We start from the raw sequence: 22,646 nt of genomic DNA on the forward strand, positions 1-22,646 counted from the left end.
CCCCATCCCCCTACCTCCCCACCTCTTCCTCTCCGGGAACTGGATCATAACCGCCGGGATGAAATGGATGACAGCGGGAAATACGCCGAATTGCAAGCCATGAACCGCGCAACACGCCGAAACGTTCCAGTGCTTGCATTGCGTACATCGAACAAGTGGGTTGAAAACGACAACTTGGGGGAAATAGTGGTGAAATAAACATTCGGTAGAACCGAATCAACCAAATTAATAATATTTTCATTACAATGGCAAAAATCCTATAAATTAGTAATAAGGGAAAAATTTCAATCTTAATTACATTTAACTTTTATTTAACTTGAATTCATTTACTGTAATAGATTCTATTCCGCCTTTGTGGCTGCAAATTATAGCCGTTGGTGTTTGGGTGTCACTGATTCTGCTGAGTGCAGGAGGAGTGAGTCGTTTAGCTAAGAGCAATTCGGAAATTGTCCGCAAGATAGTTCATATTGGTACTGGTAACGTAATCTTGCTTGCTTGGTGGTTCGATATTCCTGCAAGCATCGGTATTGCTGCTTCGATTTTAGCGAGCATATTGACTTTGTTGTCCTACCGATTTCCGATTCTTCCTGGTATAAACAGCGTTGGACGCAAAAGTTTGGGAACTTTTTTCTATTCTGTCAGTATTGGCATTTTAATCGCTTGGTTTTGGTATTTAAAACAACCATTTTACGCCGCACTGGGAATATTAATTATGGCATGGGGAGATGGATTAGCTGCACTGATCGGTCAGCGTTTTGGTAAACATAAATACAATGTTTTAGGAGGACAAAAAAGTTTAGAAGGTTCTCTGACGATGACTTTAGTCAGTTTTATTATCAGTAGTTTAATTTTATTCAATGTTCAAGGAAATACTTGGCAAACTTGGTTAATATCCGTAGTTGTAGCTGTGGTTGCTACCGCTCTGGAAGCTATTTCAATTCTTGGTATTGACAATCTCACCGTTCCTTTAGGAAGTGCAGCTTTAGCTTTTGCCTTAAATCAGTTAATTCTTCATTAAACTTCTGGGTAAAAATCTGGTTTTTCTACACCTCAAATGATGATAAATTAATACAGATAATACAGAATTGCCATATTGTTTATCTACGAAAAAATACTTACTTATACAATAAAAACTGGTTATTTTTATCATACTTTCCTTAATATATATAAAAAATGGAATCTTCCACAAAAGCTTTAAACCAATTTCCAGTATTTTTATTCATAAAAAGTTGCAAAACTTCATGAAATTTCACTAAAATACTTCTATAGATATAAAAAACTTGTTACTTACGACGGATAACCTCTAATGACATTTTTAACATTATCTCAACCTCTCCTGCGCGATAAACAGGAAGATTTAGATTACCAGGATTTACAAGGTATTTGGCGGATAAGTGGCAAAATTGGGAATATAAGGTTGATTTCAGGGTTTTATACTCGCATAGATCAAGTATTTATAATTTGGGGATTAGTATGCACGGGAATCTTTACCACAGCACAATTTTTACCGATTAGTTGGGTTACTCAAGCAATTTTATGGACAACATTTACCATTATCGGTACTGCAATGATGATTGCATTTACCTGGTTTTGGGTAAGTGTGGAACGTTTACGGTGGTTAATATACGCTTGGATAATTTTAATATTAAGTGGTGTTGTCTTAACTGATGCGGGAATTTTTCTCGGTTGGGGAGAAGTATTGATGCGTCTGTGTCCTTTATGGTTGGGGTTGAGCGCAGTTGGTTATATGATTACGGCATGGGCTGTTAAATCCCGTACTTTTGTAATTACCGCAGCAATTCATTTATTAGGAATTTTGCTTTTACCCTACTGTGGTGGTAAACAGTTTCTTGCTACTGGTTTAGTCATGGGAATCAGTTTATTACTTTTAGCTGAGCTTCAATGGGAAATGCGTCCTCCAATCGATTACGATGTATTGACAGCAGAACAAAAGGAATTTAATCAACAGCAAAATCTGCGTCGTCAACTAGTATAAACCGGGTTTGTAGCTGAAGGGGCGTAAGTTTTGAATTTTAAAAATCTGAACAATAGTATTATTGACTTACACAAAAAAATCAGTGGCTTAAAATTAGTTTTAAAATTAGTTTTAACCACTGATTTATTTATGAACTAATATCAAATCCGTTGGTATCGGAATTATATATTTGCGAATGCAGAGGGACACAAAGGTAAGCACACAGAGACGTAGAGTTTTTTCTTATTCCTTCTATAAATTTGGTTTTTTAGGAGAAGGTTATAGATTAAATAATTCCAATATAAGCGGAAAAGATATGATTAATTTGTTCTGATATTAATTACCAAGTATCGACTGTTCTGCTTTTATAAACTTCACCCGTAAATGGTTGAACACCACTGTTAGGATAAGCATCATCATTGGGAGCAAATATTCGCATTACTGCTTCCGAAATATACTGAGCGATATTTGAAAGTGTTTTGGAAATAAACATAAAGGTAAGCTCCTAAACGTTTTCATCTTTTAACATTTGATATCTTTACTTTAATTGTTAAATCAGCAATTAATTGATTTTTTCAATATATCGAAAATATTCGCAATACTTCTTCAAAAGGTCAAAGATTAAAGGTTCAATATCAACTAACCCTTGACATTATTTATGGTGAAAACTACCATAAATGAAAATAGATTTTACTAAGGTGCATTTGAATGACAACTTTATTTAACCTTGATAGGTCTTTAGGAGAGCAATTAAGCTTTTCTAGTGCCGATTACAGTTTGCTGACAGATTTGTATCAGTTGACAATGGGGGCTTGTTATGCAGGTGAAGGTGTAGAGCAAAAACAAGCCAGCTTTGAATTGTTTACCAGAAAATTGCCGGAAGGGTTTGGTTATTTGATTGCAATGGGGTTGGAACAAGCGCTAGAGTATTTAGAGCAATTCAGCTTTAGTTCCGGTCAAATTGAGGCTTTACAAGAAACGGGAATTTTTGCATCAGCTCCCCCACAATTTTGGTCATTATTAGAATCAGGAGGGTTTACCGGGGATGTATGGGCTGTTCCGGAAGGGACTACGGTATTTGCCCTCGAACCATTATTAAGAATTGAAGCACCGTTATGGCAAGCACAATTAGTTGAAACTTATTTGCTTAATACCTTAAATTACCAGACATTGATTGCCACAAGAGCAGCGCGATCGCGAAATGTTGCGGGAGAGAATACAACACTATTGGAATTCGGTACAAGACGAGCATTCAGCCCCCAAGCATCATTGTGGGCTGCCAGAGCTGCTTTAGCAGGGGGATTTGATGCAACATCAAATGTGTTAGCTGCGCTACAATTAGGTGAAAAACCTAGTGGTACGATGGCTCACGCTTTAGTGATGGCATTATGTGCATTAGAAGGTAGTGAAGAGCAGGCTTTTACAGCATTTCACCAATATTTTCCAGGAGCGCCATTGTTAATTGATACTTACGATACAATTGCTGCGGCAGGTAAGTTAGCAAATATGGTTAAAGCTGGAGAAATAAATTTAACTGGAGTCCGATTAGATTCTGGAGATTTGGTAACATTATCCCAACAAGTTAGAGAAATTTTACCAGATGTTTCAATTTTCGCCAGCGGAGATATAGACGAATGGGAAATAGCCAGATTAAAAGAAAATAAAGCTGAAATTGATGGTTATGGAATGGGAACACGATTAGTGACGGGTAATCCTGTCAATGGAGTTTACAAACTTGTGGAAATTGATGGGATTCCGGTGATGAAACAGTCTAGTGGAAAAGCAAGTTATCCAGGAAAAAAACAAATTTTTAGGGAGTTTGCAGAAGATAAATTTAAATCAGATACCTTGGGATTAGTTACGGAAAGTTATCCAGAAAAACAGCCTTTATTAAAGTTATTTATGAAAGATGGTAAACGATTAGAATCACCTTGTACGCTCAAAACAATTAAACAACAAACTGCCGCCTCAGTAGCGAGCTTACCTGCTGATATTCTAAATTTAAATTCCACCACATCGTCCGTAGAAATTTCCACTTCTCTACAACAATTGACTAAACAAACAAAGAACAGTTGACAGTGGACAGTGGACAGTTGACAGTGGTTATTAGAAAAACCATCAACCATTAACTAACGAATATCAACCATCAACTAACAAATATCAACCATCAACCATCAACTACCAACCATCAACCAACAACCATCAACTATCAACCAACAACCAACAACTATCAACTAATAATGAAAATAGCATTATTCGGTACAAGTGCAGACCCGCCGACAGCAGGACATCAAGCGGTTTTAATTTGGTTATCTTATCATTACGATTATGTCGCGGTTTGGGCTGCTGATAATCCTTTTAAAGCTCATCAAACATCTTTAGAAAATAGAATAGAAATGCTGCGGTTACTGATTAAGGATATCATTCCACCACGGTTAAATGTGAATTTGGAACAGGAGTTAAGTAATTTAAGAACTGTTAATACAATCGAAAATGCTCAACAACGCTGGGGTAAAGATGCTGAATTTGTTGTAGTAATTGGTGCGGATTTACTCGGTCAATTTCAGCGTTGGTATAGAATTAAAGATTTGTTGCAGTTAGCATCTGTTTTAGTAGTACCAAGACCGGGATATGCAATAGATAAAAGTAATCTAGAAAAAATAGGTGAATTAGGAGGAACAATTAGCATTGCTAATCTAACTGGTTTAGATGTTTCTTCAACAGCTTATCGCGAACATGGTGATACTCAAGCTTTGACACCCTCGGTTGCTGCTTATATTAATCAAAAGCATTTATACAAATGCCAAGACTCAATCAAAACAAAATTTTATCAACCTTAAATCAACAACCTTTAGCTGATTTCAAAGTTGGTGTTGACAATGTGATTTTTTCAGTTGATATTACTCAAAATCGGCTATTAGTTCTATTAGTAATGCGTCCGTGCGAACCATTTGTAAATACTTGGAGTCTTCCGGGTACTTTAGTTCGTGAAGGTGAGTCTTTAGAAGATGCTGCTTATCGCATTATGGCAGAGAAAATCTGTGTAGAAAATCTTTATTTAGAACAATTGTATACTTTTGGTGGTCCGAATCGCGACCCCAGAGAAGCCAGCGATAGTTATGGTGTACGTTATCTATCGGTAAGCTATTTTGCTTTAGTAAGATTTGAGGAAGCAAAGTTAATTACTGATGGTGTTACAGATGTAGCTTGGTATCCGGTGAAAGAAGTGCCTCAATTAGCTTTTGACCATAATCAAATTCTTTCATACGGACACAAACGTTTACGAAATAAGTTGGAGTATTCTCCTGTGGCTTTTGATGTTTTACCAGATAAGTTTACTTTAAATGATTTATATCAGTTTTATACTACTATTTTAGGTGAAAATTTTTCCGATTATTCTAATTTTCGCGCTCGTTTACTCAAGTTAGGTTTTTTATCTGATACTGGAATAAAAGTGTCACGAGGTGCTGGTCGTCCTGCTAGTTTGTATCAGTTTGACGCGGAAGCTTTTGCCCCTTTTAAAGATAAACCATTAGTTTTTATTTAATTATAGGTAATAGGTAATAGGTAATTGGTAATTGGTAATTGGTAATTGGTAATTGGTAATTGTCAACTATCCACTATCCACTATCCACTATCCACTATCCACTATCCACTATCAACTATCAACCATCAACCATCAACCATCAACCATCAACTATCAAATCTTTAATCTCAAATGAAAATTACAATTTCTCAAATTAATCCGATAATTGGGGATTTAACTGGTAACGCTCAAAAAATTTTAGCAGCGGCACAAATAGCAGCGGTAAATCAAGTTAATTTATTATTAACTCCGGAACTTTCTTTATGTGGCTATCCTCCACGAGATTTATTATTAAATCCTGGTTTTGTAGAGGCAATGAACATCACTTTACAACAATTAGCTAGCGATTTACCCGCTGATTTAACCGTGTTGGTGGGAACAGTTGAAAAAAATTCAACAGCACATATTAATGGTGGAAAACCTTTATATAACAGTGTTGCTCTACTACAAAAAGGAAAAATTAAACAAATTTTTCATAAAAAATTATTACCAACTTATGATGTATTTGATGAACATCGCTATTTTGAACCAGGATTACAACCTAATTATTTTGTTCTTGAACAAGTAAAAATTGGTGTGACAATCTGCGAAGATTTATGGAATGATGAAGAATTTTTTGGTAAGCGTAGTTATTCGATAAATCCAATTATTGAGCTATGTCAATTGGATGTAAATTTAATTGTTAATTTATCTGCTTCTCCTTATACATCTGGTAAACAGCATTTTCGAGAAGCAATGTTAAAACATACAGCAATGCGCTTTGAAAAACCAATTATTTATGTGAATCAAGTCGGTGGTAATGATGATTTAATTTTTGATGGTAGAAGTTTTGCTTTTAATAAAACTGGTGAATTAAGTTGTCGTGCTTGTGGTTTTGATACTGATTTATTACAACTTGAATTTAATCAAGAAAAACAAGATTTAAATATTAACTCCCATTTCAATTCTATTGCACCTAATTACGAATCTGAAGATGAAGAAATTTGGCACGCTTTGGTTTTAGGAGTACGAGATTACGTCCGCAAATGTCGTTTTTCTCAGGTAATTTTAGGCTTAAGCGGTGGTATTGATTCATCAATTGTTGCCGCGATCGCCACCGCAGCGTTAGGTAAAGAAAATGTCCTTGGTGTACTGATGCCTTCTCCTTATAGTTCCGATTCTTCTATCAAAGATGCCGACGATTTAGCTGCAAATCTCGGGATAAAAACAAGATTACTGCCCATAGGAGAATTAATGAAATCCTATGACAACACCTTTGCAGAATTATTCGTTAATACCGAATTTGGATTGGCAGAAGAGAATATTCAATCTCGAATTCGTGGTAACTTATTAATGGGAATTTCTAATAAATTTGGTTATCTTTTACTATCAACTGGTAACAAATCGGAAATGGCTGTTGGTTACTGCACATTATATGGTGATATGAATGGAGGTTTGGCTGTAATTGCCGATGTTCCCAAAACTCGCATTTATTCGCTTTGTCATTGGCTAAATCGGAATCAAGAAATAATTCCCCAAAATGTATTAACCAAAGCACCAAGCGCCGAACTAAAACCAGGTCAAGTTGACCAAGATTCATTACCAGCATACGAGATTTTAGATGATATTTTGCAGCGTTTAATTAATGATTATCAATCAGCAGCCCAAATAATTGCAGCGGGATATGATCAAGAGCTTGTTAACCGAGTGATTAAAATGGTAGCCCGTGCAGAATTCAAACGACGACAAGCACCCCCAGGAATAAAAATCACCGATCGCGCTTTCGGTACAGGTTGGAGAATGCCTATTGCTAGTAATTGGTTAGCAATTATTAATGCTAACAACTAATATTAAGAAGTCGGGTTTTTTACCTTAAATATTCGTAAAATAGCACAACCTCGCTCAAAACCCGACTTATCAACTCACGCAAAAATAACGCTTTTAAAGCTTCTTTTTCGCAAACGGTTGCTCGAATTCACCTTATATTAAACGGACTGAGAATGAAGCAACTGGAATCAGCGCTGGGAGTCTCAATTCCCTACTTGCTTCACACTTTTGATGATAAACGACACGAGGAAACCTTTTATTTATCCACTTAATTAAACACTAATTGGAATAAATTTATCCCTCTATCTCTCTTAACATTGCATCGATTCGAGTAACACCATCCCATTTTTCTTGGCTTTTGTATAAATTCAGCGCTTGCTTTAAAGCTCCTGCTGCTTCTTTCGATTGACCTTTCTTCATGAAAATTCTACCCCGTAACTCATAAGCTTGGGGATTTTTTGGATCTAATTCGATAATCTGTTCGTAAGCCCATTTTGCGCTATCATACTCTCCTAAACGCAGCAAAATTAAAGCTAACCCGATATAGGCATTCACATTTTGGCGGTCAGCCTGTATTGACTTACGGTAAGCTTCCTTGGCAGTATTATTATCGCCCATGCTGCCGCTAACGTAGGCTAAAGCGTATTGATAATCGCCATTATTGGGATTGAGGGCTACAGCACGACGGTAAGCTGCTAATGCTGCGGAATAATTTCCTTGTTGAGCATACAAGTAACCGATACCAGAATAAATACTACCATTTTTGGGTTCTAAACTGGAAGCTTCTTGATAAACTCTGATTGCGCCATTATAATCGCCAGAATTTACCAGTCTGCGTCCTTCATCCAGCAGTATTTTTACCTGCTGAGTGCTAGCCTGAGCCACTTTTACCGGAGAACGCCGGTTAGCGCAGGCACCGCCGTTGCACGAGGGTGTACCGCTGACTTGAGCCTGAGCAGCAGTAGGTATTGCAGCTGCAACGCTTCCTATTAAGAAAACACTGATTAAAGAATATGTTCGATTGTACACAGTTGAATACCCGAAAATTTTCGCTACTTTACGACAACTTGAAATTATGCTTGTCCATTAAAACAAAAATATTCAATTTTGAAAACTCTACTAACGTACTTTTTTTTAAATTCATGATTACTTTATCATTACTGCTATACAAAAGCATTTTTCTCAGTAATTACTCGGTGATGAGATTTTTTACTCTTTTGAGCAATAAATATTCGTTTTAAAGGATGGAATGTTTTCGGGCTTTTCCCTTGTAGGCAACAATCGACTTTACACATATTATCTCTTTTTGAATCGCCTTTGAATGTAATACTGCCTACAATTAAGCAATTAAGTCCTAGAAAAGAGTTAGACTTAGTTAACATTTTTTGGGATATTTTACCTTTATATATAGATATATATAGAAGAAAGGGTGTTTTGAATTCTGCTGTTTGAGATTATAGACCATTCATTATCAACATAAATCTGCGTTACAAGGACAATTCATCGTAAAACAGTAGATAGAGGGATTTATTTGATTGCGGAATCATCAAAAATAGATATGAAAACAGTCTGCTTGAGGTCAATTCATGATTATCACCACAACTGATGTAATTCAGGGAGCCATTGTTGAATCATATTTGGGTGTTGTAACCGCCGAAATTGTCTATGGTAGTAATTTCTTGCGCGATTTTTTAGCTGGGATAAGAGATATTATCGGTGGACGCACGGGTAGTTACGAGCGTTTATTTGAAGAAGGACAACAAAAAGCACTAGCAGAATTACAACAACGAGCGCAGCGTTTGGGAGCGAATGCTGTTATCGGTATTGAAATTGATACCGGCACAATCAATGTTGACCAATCTGGTGTTTTACTACTAATTACTGCTGTCGGTACTGCTGTCAGAATACGTGAGTGAATGACATCATCACAAGCTGCATTCCCATGAATAATTTATTAACGAAAAAGTATCGGATACTATAGGCATTCTGGAGACGCGATTTTTATTAAGCTAATGTGCAGCTAGATTGTATAAGACGAGAATATCAAATTCTTGTAGTGCGGGCTGTTAGCCCGCTACTCAAATACAAATTAAATGCGTAGCAGCTTAACTATACTGCAAACGAGTGAAATCTAAATTTATGTCATACTGAGCGTAACGTAGTGCAGGAAAGAATTTCGGACGGAGATTCTTCACTTTGTTCAGAATGACATGAGTAAAGCGTTTTTAGTATACTTTGACTCAATTATCCTGTCTCCAGTATGTTGTTATCTACCATATTTATGCCACTCAAACAAATAGCCACTGAAGTTTTTCAATCATCTGCTTTTTCTGATGCATTTATTCATATTTACGTAATATATTGGTCTACTTATTGGCCTAGTTATTACTAGATTTGTTATCCTATATTTATCAATAAATTTTAATATTTATTTTCCAAAACTCTTAATAAAAATTAATTTTTATCTTTAATAAAAATTCATCCTTTTCAGATCAAGATACTAGCTAAAGATAGAGTTACAAACTATTCCGTTGGATAGATATGGATAATTTAAAATTATAATTTAATTACTAATTATAAGCAGTGGAATTGCTAAAAAAAATTTTAGTGAAAAAGCCAGGAGAAACGTTTTAAGATGTCTTACGTAAATAGAGTAGGTGAAGAAGTAATTACGGAACCTGGGGTAGCCAGTAGAGTTGTAGATTATCACGATCGCGTTCGTTGGGGTCCAATAATTTCCGGCTTGCTAGTTGGTTTAGCTACTCAGTTAATTTTGAGTGCATTGTTCGGTGCCATTGGAGCCACTTTTGTATCCGATTCCGGCGCACCTCGTACCATCGCACCCGACATTGCAGGTAACGTCGGGATTTGGTCAACAATTGCTTTATTAATTTCTCTGTTTGTTGCGGGTTGGATTACAACTCGTGCTTGTGGTCCGATGAACCGCAGTACAGCTTTGTTAAATGGTGCAATTCTTTGGGCTACAACCTTGGCTGTCAGTTCTTGGTTATTAGCTAGTGGTGTATCCGGTGCTTTCGGTGTTGCAGCTTATAATGCTGGTGAAGTTATTAATCAGATAGGGGTACCCCAAAATGTACCTAACGTGACTGCACAACAAACCCGTGAGATTGCTGCTGCAACTTCTAGAGGTTTGTGGTGGTTTGTATTCGGTTCTTTACTCGGTTTAATCGCATCAATGATTGGCGCAGCAGTAGGTGCGCGTACTCCCCGTGTCCGTCATCAAGATTAAAAACTTGTATGTATATAAAACTAAGTTTTAACTAAGTTTTAATAGTTTTCATAATTATTAAAAGCACCTGTTTTCGGGTGCTTTTCAATTTTTGAATTAAATTTACCACTTCAAAAAAGCGGCTTCAACTCCCTTTTCTCGGCGAATTTTTCCATCTTGCTCAAACCAATCAATAATTTGCTTTGTAGTTAATTCTTCAACTGCAACATTGTTTTCTTTAGCTATCTGCTGTAATACTCTGTGTGAAGAAATTGTCAATCTAGTCAGAAATTTCTCCGCAGAAGAAAGTAAAGCAGCATCAACTTTCGCCGATTCTTCCAAAGTTAAAAATTGTGTCGTTGGTTGTTGTTGAAATTCCATAATTCCTATCGAAGTAAGTGGGTAGAAAGATTTATCATTATGATAAGGGAGTAGGGAGTAGGAAGTAGAAATAAGCTATTCAGGCAAGTTTACATTTTGTTACATAGTTATGTTTATTTGTACCCACTTACTTATCTACAGGATTTTGCAGATAAATCAACTACAGCATTATATTATAAAGCTCTTATGGGATGGAGATAAATTGTCGGGAAGAACATCTGCCCGACAAAGCAAGCCGCACCCTTGCGGGTGAACGGAGCATCCCTGACCGTCCGAATCTGCCTCATAAAGATGAAATATGCTGTATATTAATCAATCATGGGCATGGAGCATTGTAACAATCCAAAATCCACAATTCGTAGCTTGTCCGTAAGGACATAATCTCAAATCTAAAATCCAATAACTCCTAACTATTTCCTAGCTTCTACTAAATAACCACAACGATGTTCGCCATTGATAATCCAATGGGTACGTTCTACTGTACAATCGGGTAAAACAGCAGCAAACATCTCTAATTCATGTCCGCAAACGCTGGGAAATGACTCCGCAACATTGGAAATCGCACAATTATGCTCTAAAAAAATAAATTTGTCTTCAACTTCTGAGTCCTCGGCTTCTACAGGATGGTATTCAGCCATAAAACCTTCAGCTTTTCTCAGTTCAACTAAAGCTGCTACTCGAAGACGCAGCGAACCTTTACCTAAAAGTCGCCGATAATCTTGAGCTTTACGCTCCCATTGTTTTTGTAAAATCGAACTTACTTGGTCTCGTCCTACAGTTTCTGCTAAAGTATCAAGTAAGGAAACAGCGAACTTGCCGTAACTGTCCCCAACTTCTCGACGCAAGCGTTCCTTACCTTTATCACTTAACCGATAAACGTGCTGCGGTCGTCCCATCCCTATTTGTTCGGAGGAATAAATTATTAACTCTTCACCCTCCAAATCTTTGAGGTGCCGACGAATCGCTTGAGGACTAACTTTCAAGGCATCTGCAAGCTGCAAAGCTGTAGCCTGCAATTCTTTGAGCAGATATTCTAAGATATCCTGTTTGGTTGAGGACTGCTGGCTAGTTTCCATCGTCGTCCTAAAAATATTCAAGAAAATTTAACTTAAACAACATCAATGTTGTTAATCTAGCGTAAAATGAAGATAGATTAAAACAACTTGATTGTTGTTTAAGTCTTCATAATCATTGTAACAGTAGCGTGACCTACAGTCACGTTTGGATGGGAATCTGCTATTTGATAGCCCGTCTCCCAACCTTAAAGAGGATACTAAGAAGCGAAGGAAGCGAGAATATTAACGATGAGTGCAACTGTAAAAACTTTAGTCAACCAGCCTTACAAGTACGGTTTTATTACTGACATCGAGACAGATACTATTCCTCGCGGATTAAGTGAGGACGTAATTCGGGTAATTAGTGCGAAGAAAAACGAGCCGGAATTTATGTTGGAGTTTCGTCTCAAAGCTTACCGTCAGTGGCTGAAGATGACAGAACCAGATTGGGCTAGTGTTGATTATCCTGCCATTGATTATCAAAATATCATTTATTATTCTGCTCCTAAACAAAGCGCTAAAAAGAAAAGTTTAGATGAAGTAGATCCAACTTTGCTAGAAACCTTTGAAAAGTTGGGTATTCCGCTATCGGAACAGAAGCGTTTAGCTAATGTTGCTGTGGATGCAATTTTCGATAGCGTATCTGTAGCAACTACTTTTAAAGAAAAATTGGCAGAAGAAGGAGTTATTTTCTGTTCGATTTCCGAAGCTTTACAGGAACATCCGGAATTAGTGCAAAAATATCTCGGAAGCGTTGTTCCCGTTGCCGATAATTACTTTGCAGCTTTGAATTCTGCGGTTTTCAGCGATGGCTCTTTTGTTTTTATTCCCAAGGGAGTAAAATGTCCTATGGAACTGTCTACCTATTTCCGGATTAATAACGGCGATACCGGACAGTTTGAGCGGACTTTAATCGTTGCCGAAGAAGACAGTTACGTTTCGTATCTTGAAGGCTGTACCGCGCCAATGTACGATAGTAATCAGCTACACGCTGCGGTTGTGGAACTCGTAACCTTAGATAATGCTGAAATCAAATACTCTACCGTACAAAACTGGTACGCCGGAGATGAAAATGGTAAAGGCGGAATTTACAACTTTGTAACTAAGCGCGGTTTGTGTAAAGGGAAAAATTCTAAAATATCTTGGACTCAGGTAGAAACTGGTTCTGCGATTACCTGGAAGTATCCTAGCTGTGTATTAGTAGGGGATAATTCTGTTGGTGAGTTTTATTCGGTAGCGCTGACTAATAACAAGCAGCAAGCCGACACCGGAACCAAAATGGTTCATATTGGTAAGAACACCCGTTCTACAATTATTTCTAAAGGAATTTCTGCCGGTAAATCTAGTAACAGCTATCGCGGTTTGGTGAAAGTCAATCCGAAAGCTGATGGAGCGCGAAATTATTCTCAATGCGACTCAATGTTGATTGGGGATAACGCTCATGCTAACACTTTTCCTTATATTCAAGTACAGAATAATGCTGCAAAAGTAGAGCATGAAGCTTCAACTTCCAAAATAGGGGAAGACCAACTATTTTACTTTTCTCAGCGTGGTATTTCTACCGAAGACGCGATCGCGATGATGATTAGTGGTTTCTGTAAAGATGTATTTAATCAGCTACCAATGGAATTTGCTGTGGAAGCTGATAAACTCTTGAGTTTGAAGTTGGAAGGAAGTGTTGGATAGATTTTCGTGGTTATCAATTTTAGATTTTAAATTTTGGATTTTGGATTGAAGTTGGGAATTTCTTTGTGATTCTGCGGGATTTTTAAAATCCTCTTAGATTAAATCAGCTTAGAAGCTCATTCAAGAGTTGCGTACATCAATCTAAAATCCAAAATCCAAAATTATTTAAAGCGCTACTACATACCTGAAGAAATATAGAGTAGAAAAATGATTGTTGAAAATAGTAAAGTTGTGCTGTCAGTAAAAGATTTGACGGCTAATATTGATGGAATTCAGATTCTTAAAGGTGTAAATCTGGAGGTGCGTGCTGGTGAAATTCATGCGATTATGGGACCAAATGGTTCTGGAAAAAGTACATTTTCTAAAGTTTTAGCGGGACATCCTAGTTATGAAGTGACTGGTGGTGAAGTGATTTTTCAAGGACAAAATCTTTTGGAAATGGAACCCGAAGAACGTGCAAGAAATGGTATATTTTTAGCATTTCAATATCCTTTAGAAATACCTGGTGTGAGTAATTTAGATTTTTTAAGAGTCGCTTACAATTCTCGACGTAAAGCCCAGGGTTTAGAAGATATAGACGCTTTTGATTTCGATGATGTGGTAGAAGAAAAGTTGGAAGTGGTGAAAATGGATTCTGCTTTTCTCAGCCGTAGTTTGAATGAAGGATTTTCCGGTGGTGAGAAAAAGCGCAATGAAATTCTCCAAATGGCACTTTTACAACCGGATTTAGCAATTTTGGATGAAACCGATTCTGGGTTAGATATTGACGCGCTTAAAATCGTTGCCAATGGCGTAAATCAGTTGACTACTCAGCAAAATGCCACCATCATGATTACCCATTATCAACGGTTGCTTAATTATATTGTCCCAGATTACGTTCATGTCATGGCAAAAGGGCAGATGATCAAATCTGGTGGGAAAGAGTTAGCTTTAGAGTTAGAAGCTGAAGGCTATGATTCGATTTTAGAAGAAGCTGGTGTTGAGGTGGGTGTGTAATGAATATACAAGTTTCTCCTAGTTCGATTCCCAACTCTACACAAACAAACTTATCCAATGGACATTTAAATAAAGATGTTTATTTGAATGGATTGTTAGATAAAGTTAGCGTGATTAAAACTGAAGGATGGCTGCAAGAATTAAAAGATAATGCTGCTAATTGGGTGCGTCATTCAACATTACCAACAAAGAAAGATGAAGAATGGCGATTTACCGATTTATCCGCATTACGTCAATTAGATTTTAATCTAGAGACGAATAATTCTGTATCCCCAGATTTTGCTGATTTTACAGCAATTAGTGATACTCGTTTGGTATTTGTCAACGGTGTATTTGTCAAAGAATTATCCGCGATCGCCAATTTACCAGATGGAGTTGTAGTCAGCAATTTATCTGGTTTACCTAATTTGGATGGTGAATTAGTTAAGCAATATTTAGCACAATCTGAAGGTGCTAAAGAAGTATTTACGGCTTTGAATACAGCTGGAATCAAGGATGTAGCCGTGATTTGGCTATCTCGTAATGTAGTAGTAGAAACACCGATACATTTAGTATTTATTACCACTGGAAATCAAATAATTTCTCAACCACGTTGTTTGGTAGTAGCTAAAAGTGGTTCTGAAGTAACCTTTGTCGAAGAATTTATTAATGGAAGTACCGGGGAAGAAGATAAACAAGTTTATCTAAATAACGTCGTTACAGAGATTTGGGTAGATGAAAACGCAGGAGTAAATCATACCAGAATTGAAAACGATAGTGTAGAAGCTTTTCACATTGGGAAAACAGCTGTTACTCAAGCTCGTAACAGTCGCTATACCTGTAATGCAATAACTTTAGGTGGAAAGCTATCGCGACATAACTTAGAAATATTACAAACTGGCGAACAAACCGAAACAACTCTTAACGGTTTGACAATAATTTCTGGTAATCAATTGTCAGATACTCATAGCGCACTTGCTCTGAATCATCCTTACAGTAACAGCAAACAGTTACAGAAAAACATCATAGGGGGTAAAGCTTATGGGATATTCAATGGTAAAATATTCGTTCCCAAACCCGCACAATTAACAGACGCATCCCAATTAAATCGTAACTTGCTACTATCTCCTCAAGCACGAGTAGACACCAAACCACAATTAGAAATTACCGCCGATAATGTCAAATGCGCTCATGGAGCTACAGTAAGTCAGTTAGAAGATGATGAAATTTTCTATTTACAAAGTCGGGGAATTAATGAAAATAACGCTCGTCACCTATTAATTAACGCTTTTGCAGCCGAAATAATTAACCAAATACCTGTTCCTTCCCTGCGTCAAAATTTAACTCAAACAGCCAATCGATTTTAGATTTTAAATTTTGGATTTTAGATTAAATAAATAATAGTTACTACTCTAATAGTACTTGTTTTTTCTCTCTCTATTGTTTGCGGTTGTTTGAAATCAGTAATCTTTGAGAATGAATGATAGAAGTAATGAAGTAATATTTATTTAGCAACTAACATTCAATCTTTAATCCAAAACTATAAATCCAACATCCAAAATCCTTTCATGAATGTAATATGACTTGTTTCTTCTCTCTCTATTGTTTGCGGTTGTTTGAAATCAGTAATCTTTGAGAATCATAGAACTAATATTTATTTAGCAACTAACATTCAATCTTTAATCCAAAACTATAAATCCAAAACCCAAAATCCAAAATAGTATGGCTTTCACCCAGGAAAAAACTCTTGCTGATCGGGTTCGTCGAGACTTCCCAATATTACACCAAGAAGTTAACGGTAAACCTTTAATTTACTTAGATAACGCTGCAACATCTCAAAAACCTTTATTCGTACTTGATACTATTCGTGACTACTACGAAAAATACAATTCTAACGTACATCGTGGCGCACATCACCTCAGCGCTAAAGCTACCGATGCATACGAAGCAGCACGAGATAAAGTTGCTCAATTCATCAACGTAAAATCTCGCGAAGAAATCGTTTTTACCCGTGGTGCTACCGAAGCGATAAACTTGGTTGCTTACAGTTGGGGAATGAATAACTTACAACCGGAGGATGAAATAATTCTTTCGGTAATGGAACACCATAGCAACATCATACCTTGGCAATTAGTCGCTCAGAAAACTGGTGCAGTATTGAAATACGTCGAATTGACACCAGAAGAAACTTTTGATTTAGAACAGTTTAAAAAACTGCTTTCCGATAAAACAAAATTGGTATCAATAGTTCACGTTTCTAACACCTTGGGTTGTATAAATCCGGTAGCAGAAATTTGTAAATTAGCTCATGAAAACAAGGCAAAAGTATTAATTGATGCTTGCCAGAGTGTACCTCATATGCCCGTTGACGTACAACAAATTGACTGCGATTGGTTAGTAGCTTCCGGACATAAAATGTGCGCTCCTACAGGTATTGGCTTCTTGTATGGAAAATTAGAAACCTTGCAAGCAATGCCGCCATTTATGGGTGGTGGAGAAATGATTGCCGATGTATTTTTAGACCATTCCACCTACGCAGAATTACCACATAAATTTGAAGCTGGTACTCCCGCAATTGGTGAAGCGATAGCTTTGGGTGCAGCAGTGGATTATCTTAATAATATTGGCATGGATAAAATCTATGCTTATGAATCGGAATTGACTGGTTACTTATTTCAACGATTAAGGGAAATCCCAGAGTTAAGAATTTATGGTCCCAAACCCGATGAAAAAGGTTATGGAAGGGCTGCACTAGCTTCATTTACTGTCTCGGAAGTTCATCCCAACGACTTATCAACCTTATTAGATAACGAAGGTGTAGCGATTCGTTCTGGACACCATTGTACCCAACCACTGCATCGTATTTTAAACGCTCCGGGTACAGCAAGAGTTAGTTTATCTTTTTACAATACTCGTGAAGAAATCGATACTTTTATTACAGCTTTCAAAGAAACTTTGGATTTCTTTAGCAGTATTATTGGTTAAATTGATGGTAAGTAATTGCTAATAACTTGTACAATTAATAGGCCAGTAATATTTGATATTTAAGCAACTATAGCTTGTAAATTGAGAGGTCAAATATGAAAAACGTTATTTCCTTGGGGTTGTTAACCTTATCCATAGGCTTAATTCCCATCATTTATCATCAGAAAGTGTTGGGAAAATCTCAATTAATTGTCCAGCAAAATAATCCGGAAAATGTTACCGTATCTCCAGATTTTGGTTACATTCAAACCAGAAATGGGCGAATTGCCATTAACACAGATAAAACTTATTCTATCTATAATCAAGATGACAAAGTTGTGGCAGAAAACATTAGTTTAGAAGAATTACAAGCGAAACATCCGGAATTACACGAGATTATCAAAGACTCAATAGCTAAAGAAACCTTGATGATGGATGCGGGTATTGGTATCGGTAGATAAATAGCTCCAAAAATATTTTTGCTCGACGATTTGTGTCAATTATCAAAGGTGATTAATCTTGGTAATTGGCATTATTTATTTAATACCGGAACTAACTGGAAATTCTTAAAAATTATTGAAAAAATTGTATAGATTAACCTTAATGAATATTATATTAATAATGTAAGTAAAATATTTGGAATCTTGTGTCATATTTCTGAAAAATCAACTTTGGAAATAAAAAAAATGGTTGTAACTAATACCCTAGCAGAACAGCGAACCGTACTGCATAACATTAGCTGGGAAACATTTGAAACCTTGCTAAAAGAAACTGGTGAAGATAGAGCTTCTCAATTTGCTTATGACGGTAGTACCTTAGAAATTATGACTCCGCTTTTTGAACACGAGAATCCGAAGATAAATTTTGACCGTTTTATATTTATTCTCGCTGAAGAAATGAATATAGAAATCAAAAGCGCTGGTTCGACAACTTTAAAAAGAAAAATTGTGAGAAAAGGCATCGAACCAGATAACTGTTATTATATTCAAAATGAATTAGCCGTCAGAGGAAGAGAAACACTCGACTTAACAAATTATCCAGCACCTGATTTAGCAATTGAAATTGATATTACCAGTAGTTGCGTCGATAAATTGGATATTTACTCTGGCTTAGGAGTAAATGAATTGTGGAGATATGACGGTAAGAATTTAAAATTCTATCAGTTAATAGAAGATGAATATGTGGAATGTGAATTTAGTATTGCTTTTCCTTTAGTGTCGGTAAAAGATATGAGTATATTCATCGAACAAAGTAAAATCATGGGAGAAATTGCTTTGCTTAAATCATTTCGGGATTGGGTTCAAAAAAACATCGGATAATTAATAAATTTATATTTTGTATTTTAATTACCCAAAAAGGCAGTCGGCAGTCGGCAGTAGTAAAAATAACTGGACAGACTGCCCATAGTGGGCTTGTTTAAAGCTATAGTAAGGTTCGTGGCATGAGAAGTCGGGTTTTGATGATGACTGAAAAACCCGACTTCTAATGGTGATATTTATCCCGGTACTTTCCCCAACCTCATCCAAAAATTAAATTATCCTATGCTTTTCTTGAGAAAGATGTTCGTAGTGGCGTTTTATTGCGATAATTTCCACAGAAAGCTTGTTAATTCACCCAGATAAATGACACTTAAGCGGATAATTTTATTTTTATTGACATTAGTAGCGATTTTGTTTTCCGGTTCCTCTTTAATCGGTAGTTGGAACCAACCTCAATTTCAAAGTAAGTTGGAATTATATCAAACCAATATTGTACTACTAGCAACTGAATGGCAACCCTCTGATAATCAAGAAAATTTACAAAGCGCAAAAACAGCGATATTAGGTGCAAAACCTCTTGATGCTGCCTTAAAGCAATATCAACAAGCACGTACCTCAGTTGAAACTAATATACAAAAAGCTCAAAATCAATTATCACAATTGAGTGAAACATCTACCGAAAGCCTTGCTACACCAAAGCCTGAATCATCCGCTCCTCCCGTAACCAATCTTTCCCCAGTAGTACAGCAGAAACAATTACAGCAAACTATTAATCAACTGCAAAAAACCCTCGCTGAGTTAGATTTACAAATTGGAATTATCCAAGCAAGTCAAGGTAACAGCGATACAGCTATCAAAACTTGGCAGCAAGTACAAAAAAATCCCAGCCTCAATCCCCAATTTCGTGAAACGAGTCAGGTATTAATTGCATTGTGGGAGGATTCCCCCCGTGTTTTAGAAGATGCTGAATTATTAATTAAAGATAATTTTCAAGGTTGGTTTAGCTATACTGCCTTAGAAAAAACATATCAAATTCAGCAAGACGATAAATCTTTAAATAATCTTAAATTTTTAGAACAACAAGCCGCAGAAAAAGCCTTACTAAAATTAACTGCGATCGCAACCCTTCCCCTATTAGGAGGATTCATCGGTTTAGGGCTGCTGATTTTCACTTTCGCACAATGGATAATCAAAGGAAAAGCTGCATTATTAGCTAGAAATGCCGAGGAAAAATGGACAACTCCTTGGGATGGTCAAACCATTTTACAGGTTTTTGTAGTCGGCTTTTTCTTAATGGGGCAACTAGTCGTACCCTTAGCCTTACAACTTCTTCCCATACCTCATCCCGTCGGTAACGTGCGACTCCAAGCTTTATACGTGTTGCTTAGCTATACACTCGTTGCGAGTGGTTCCCTATTAGTATTGTATTTATCAATCAAACAATATTTACCCCTTGCCGAAGATTGGTTTAGCTTTCGTTTATGGGATGGGTGGTTGCTATGGGGAATCGGTGGTTATTGTGCAGCAACTCCCATAGTTGTAATCATTTCTTTAGTTAATCAACAACTTTGGCAAGGTCAAGGTGGTAGTAACCCCCTACTACAAATAGTTTTAGAAAGTCAAGATAATCTGGCATTATTGCTATTTTTCTCGACAGCTGCCATTGCTGCACCCTTATTTGAAGAATTTTTATTTCGCGGATTTTTGCTCCCCTCCCTAACTCGCTACTTACCAGTATGGGGATCAATACTTCTTTCTAGTTTCTTGTTTGCTGCTGCTCACCTGAGCTTATCCGAAATTTTACCACTTACAGCATTGGGAATCGTCCTTGGGGTAGTCTATTCGCGATCGCGAAATCTTCTTGCTCCCATGCTTCTCCACAGTCTTTGGAATAGTGGCACTCTACTGAGTTTATTTCTTCTGGGTAATAGTACTAATTGACACTTATTAGATACAGTTGTCAAGATAAAAAAAAACTGCATTAATTATGTGTAACAAATTTGCGATTGATATTCACTATAGGGAATCTAGAGAAATTTTTGATTGCGAGCATAAATGCTCAACACAATAGCAATCTAAAAGATTATGTTAGAGATATAACTGAGTATCTAAGTAAGCATATTAGTTTTTATTGATTAATTTCAGTCCTTGTGGAGATGTGGATTATTTTTAATTGGCATATTCTACATTTATAAATCAATAGAATATCAGAACGAAAAAGCAGGATATATTGAGTTGTTCCGATAGAAATCTACTTGTAGATGTAATCAGGTCTCAGGCTAGTTTTAGGGTTTGGAAAAGTCCGGAATGTTTTAAGAAGGACTTGTAAAACTGAATATGACATTGCTAATGGGTGGCAAATATTGCAATTCATTGTTTTTTCGTAAAAATCTGCCGCAAAATGGCAGAAACCAGCAAGATAAAAGCTGTAAAAAAATATACAAATAAGAATATCTTGAATACAAGCAAGTTAAAACATAGTTAGAGCTTGCTTGTGTTAAACCATTATTCACTTATTCCAAACTTGATGATATAGCAATCCTAAATGATTTGTAAGAAATTTATATATAATCTGGCGGTTAAAACCGCTACTACACAAACGAAGTCCACCTGCGTGGACTTAATTAAATAACCCGCGCAGGCGGGTTTTGTTTGTGTAGCTGCGACTTCCAGTCGCCAGGTATGAGTCAAATTTTACTTCTATTCCCAACTTTGAATCTAAGTACTTTCTCACATCTCAATTCGGATTGCTATAGTAATCGGTTATAGATCGATACTATCAGTATAAATCAGTGGCTGCAATTTTATATTTTTATTCTTAAGGAGAAGCGATATGGCAAAACTCACTCCCTCTCACGCTACCAAGCAATTAATCGCTGGTTACTGCGGAATTATTTTTGGCGGTTTTGGGATTCATAAATTTGTTTTGGGATACGCTCCCGAAGGCTTAATTACGATAATTATTTCCGTAATTGGCGGTTATTTTACCTACGGGTTGACTTTTTTAATTATGCAGCTTGTAGGTTTAATTGAAGGAATGATTTATCTGAATAAATCTCACGATGATTTCGTTGGTACCTATTTCATGAACAAGCAAGGCTGGTTTTAGAAAAACGACAAAGTTGTCCTCATATCTTTATTTATAATCAATATTTCTGATGTTTACTTTGTATTAGCTGCAATATTTCTGGAAACTTACAACTAAATTACACATCTAGTTGTGTTCTATTAAATAGCTATAAATTAGATAATTGAAAAATCAAAAATACAGCTATTTTTTCTAATTTGTCGGGAAATTCTCAGAAGTCTCATAAGTTATTATGACAAATTAATAATTTGGATGCGTATAGATGTAGATATCCAAATTTTGTCGTTAAAATGAGAATATGATTCCTGACAATTGAAAAATTATCTTTTAGATTATTTCTTCAATATATCTAAATAGACAACATAATATTTCTACCCTGCTCGCTACCGATGTTTAAACGTAAAAATCTCACCTTAGTAATGCTTACTTGCTTGGGTATGGGTTATTTTTTGGCAATGTCTAGTTTGTCAATAAATCCCTTTCTTAAAAGCCAAGCAGCTTTAATTCCATTCCAAATAAGTGTTGTGATTTACTTCACTTATCTGCGTTGGCATCGTCACAAAGAATTTAGTTAGATAATTGGTAAAATATTCAATTTTTATTTAGTTTTCACTAATTTTACAAAAATTCATCCCAAAGACA

The 22,646-nt window shown here is 36.4% G+C and carries 22 protein-coding genes; 17 read left to right on the forward strand and 5 right to left on the reverse strand.

Features of this window, described 5'->3' with window-relative positions; all coding sequences use genetic code 11:
• Window positions 1-10: 10 nt before the first annotated feature.
• Window positions 11-241: a membrane protein insertion efficiency factor YidD gene (gene yidD / locus IQ247_RS07505; RefSeq protein ID WP_193918612.1), complete on the reverse strand. Its 231-nt coding sequence runs from the start codon at window positions 239-241 to the stop codon at window positions 11-13.
• 75 nt (window positions 242-316) lie between these two features.
• On the opposite strand from yidD, the gene IQ247_RS07510 reads away from it, so the two are divergent.
• Both IQ247_RS07510 and IQ247_RS07515 read left to right on the forward strand, forming a co-directional pair.
• A complete protein-coding gene (locus IQ247_RS07510) occupies window positions 317-1,018 on the forward strand; it encodes a diacylglycerol/polyprenol kinase family protein (protein WP_193918614.1) in 702 nt (233 codons plus the stop codon).
• 288 nt (window positions 1,019-1,306) lie between these two features.
• Window positions 1,307-1,996: a hypothetical protein gene (locus tag IQ247_RS07515; protein ID WP_193918616.1), complete on the forward strand. Its 690-nt coding sequence runs from the start codon at window positions 1,307-1,309 to the stop codon at window positions 1,994-1,996.
• A 319-nt stretch (window positions 1,997-2,315) separates the two neighbouring features.
• Here IQ247_RS07515 and IQ247_RS07520 read toward each other — a convergent pair whose 3' ends face one another.
• Window positions 2,316-2,468: a hypothetical protein gene (locus IQ247_RS07520; RefSeq protein WP_193918618.1), complete on the reverse strand. Its 153-nt coding sequence runs from the start codon at window positions 2,466-2,468 to the stop codon at window positions 2,316-2,318.
• A 215-nt stretch (window positions 2,469-2,683) separates the two neighbouring features.
• On the opposite strand from IQ247_RS07520, the gene IQ247_RS07525 reads away from it, so the two are divergent.
• From IQ247_RS07525 to IQ247_RS07540, 4 genes are all read left to right on the forward strand, one after another.
• Window positions 2,684-4,051 carry a nicotinate phosphoribosyltransferase gene (locus IQ247_RS07525; RefSeq protein WP_193918620.1) on the forward strand — a complete coding sequence of 456 codons (1,368 nt, stop codon included), beginning with the start codon at window positions 2,684-2,686 and terminating at the stop codon, window positions 4,049-4,051.
• A gap of 164 nt (window positions 4,052-4,215) precedes the next feature.
• The gene (locus IQ247_RS07530; RefSeq protein ID WP_193918622.1) at window positions 4,216-4,815 is read left to right on the forward strand and encodes a nicotinate-nucleotide adenylyltransferase; all 600 of its coding nucleotides are present in this window, start codon (window positions 4,216-4,218) and stop codon (window positions 4,813-4,815) included.
• Window positions 4,776-5,522 carry an NUDIX hydrolase gene (locus tag IQ247_RS07535; protein WP_193918624.1) on the forward strand — a complete coding sequence of 249 codons (747 nt, stop codon included), beginning with the start codon at window positions 4,776-4,778 and terminating at the stop codon, window positions 5,520-5,522. The genes IQ247_RS07530 and IQ247_RS07535 overlap by 40 nt, the downstream gene beginning before the upstream one ends.
• Before the next feature lie 171 nt (window positions 5,523-5,693).
• Window positions 5,694-7,388, forward strand: coding sequence for an NAD+ synthase (locus IQ247_RS07540; RefSeq protein ID WP_193918627.1), 1,695 nt, complete (start codon window positions 5,694-5,696; stop codon window positions 7,386-7,388).
• Window positions 7,389-7,661: 273 nt separating this feature from the next.
• Here IQ247_RS07540 and IQ247_RS07545 read toward each other — a convergent pair whose 3' ends face one another.
• Window positions 7,662-8,396, reverse strand: coding sequence for a tetratricopeptide repeat protein (locus tag IQ247_RS07545; protein WP_193918629.1), 735 nt, complete (start codon window positions 8,394-8,396; stop codon window positions 7,662-7,664).
• A gap of 557 nt (window positions 8,397-8,953) precedes the next feature.
• Between IQ247_RS07545 and IQ247_RS07550 the strand changes: the two genes are divergently transcribed.
• Window positions 8,954-9,283, forward strand: a complete 330-nt coding sequence (locus IQ247_RS07550; RefSeq protein ID WP_193918631.1) for a YbjQ family protein — start codon at window positions 8,954-8,956, stop codon at window positions 9,281-9,283.
• 719 nt (window positions 9,284-10,002) lie between these two features.
• Window positions 10,003-10,617, forward strand: coding sequence for a hypothetical protein (locus IQ247_RS07555; RefSeq protein WP_193918633.1), 615 nt, complete (start codon window positions 10,003-10,005; stop codon window positions 10,615-10,617).
• Window positions 10,618-10,719: 102 nt separating this feature from the next.
• Here the strand turns inward: IQ247_RS07555 and IQ247_RS07560 are convergent, their stop codons facing one another.
• On the reverse strand, window positions 10,720-10,977 hold the full coding sequence (locus IQ247_RS07560; RefSeq protein ID WP_193918635.1) for an NDH complex assembly factor CRR9: 258 nt from the start codon (window positions 10,975-10,977) through the stop codon (window positions 10,720-10,722).
• Between the two features lie 410 nt (window positions 10,978-11,387).
• The gene (gene sufR, locus IQ247_RS07565) at window positions 11,388-12,053 is read right to left on the reverse strand and encodes an iron-sulfur cluster biosynthesis transcriptional regulator SufR (protein ID WP_193918637.1); all 666 of its coding nucleotides are present in this window, start codon (window positions 12,051-12,053) and stop codon (window positions 11,388-11,390) included.
• Window positions 12,054-12,281: 228 nt separating this feature from the next.
• Between sufR and sufB the strand changes: the two genes are divergently transcribed.
• From sufB to IQ247_RS07610, 9 genes are all read left to right on the forward strand, one after another.
• Complete coding sequence (sufB, locus tag IQ247_RS07570; protein ID WP_193918639.1) at window positions 12,282-13,718, forward strand: Fe-S cluster assembly protein SufB; 1,437 nt, start codon at window positions 12,282-12,284, stop codon at window positions 13,716-13,718.
• Between the two features lie 207 nt (window positions 13,719-13,925).
• Window positions 13,926-14,714: a Fe-S cluster assembly ATPase SufC gene (gene sufC, locus IQ247_RS07575; protein WP_193918641.1), complete on the forward strand. Its 789-nt coding sequence runs from the start codon at window positions 13,926-13,928 to the stop codon at window positions 14,712-14,714.
• Window positions 14,714-16,060, forward strand: coding sequence for a Fe-S cluster assembly protein SufD (gene sufD, locus IQ247_RS07580; protein ID WP_193918643.1), 1,347 nt, complete (start codon window positions 14,714-14,716; stop codon window positions 16,058-16,060). The genes sufC and sufD overlap by 1 nt, the downstream gene beginning before the upstream one ends.
• Window positions 16,061-16,415: 355 nt before the next feature.
• Window positions 16,416-17,678, forward strand: a complete 1,263-nt coding sequence (locus IQ247_RS07585) for a cysteine desulfurase (RefSeq protein ID WP_193918645.1) — start codon at window positions 16,416-16,418, stop codon at window positions 17,676-17,678.
• 95 nt (window positions 17,679-17,773) lie between these two features.
• Complete coding sequence (locus tag IQ247_RS07590) at window positions 17,774-18,118, forward strand: hypothetical protein (protein WP_193918647.1); 345 nt, start codon at window positions 17,774-17,776, stop codon at window positions 18,116-18,118.
• Between the two features lie 225 nt (window positions 18,119-18,343).
• On the forward strand, window positions 18,344-18,976 hold the full coding sequence (locus tag IQ247_RS07595; RefSeq protein WP_193918650.1) for a Uma2 family endonuclease: 633 nt from the start codon (window positions 18,344-18,346) through the stop codon (window positions 18,974-18,976).
• A gap of 303 nt (window positions 18,977-19,279) precedes the next feature.
• Window positions 19,280-20,857 (forward strand): CPBP family glutamic-type intramembrane protease, encoded by a 1,578-nt coding sequence (locus IQ247_RS07600; RefSeq protein WP_193918652.1) that lies wholly within the window; start codon window positions 19,280-19,282, stop codon window positions 20,855-20,857.
• 892 nt (window positions 20,858-21,749) lie between these two features.
• Complete coding sequence (locus tag IQ247_RS07605) at window positions 21,750-22,025, forward strand: TM2 domain-containing protein (protein WP_193918654.1); 276 nt, start codon at window positions 21,750-21,752, stop codon at window positions 22,023-22,025.
• Between the two features lie 368 nt (window positions 22,026-22,393).
• Window positions 22,394-22,579, forward strand: coding sequence for a hypothetical protein (locus IQ247_RS07610; protein WP_193918657.1), 186 nt, complete (start codon window positions 22,394-22,396; stop codon window positions 22,577-22,579).
• Window positions 22,580-22,646: the final 67 nt, after the last annotated feature.

Source organism: Plectonema cf. radiosum LEGE 06105 (genome assembly GCF_015207665.1).
Lineage (GTDB): Bacteria > Cyanobacteriota > Cyanobacteriia > Cyanobacteriales > Nostocaceae > Rivularia > Rivularia radiosa_A.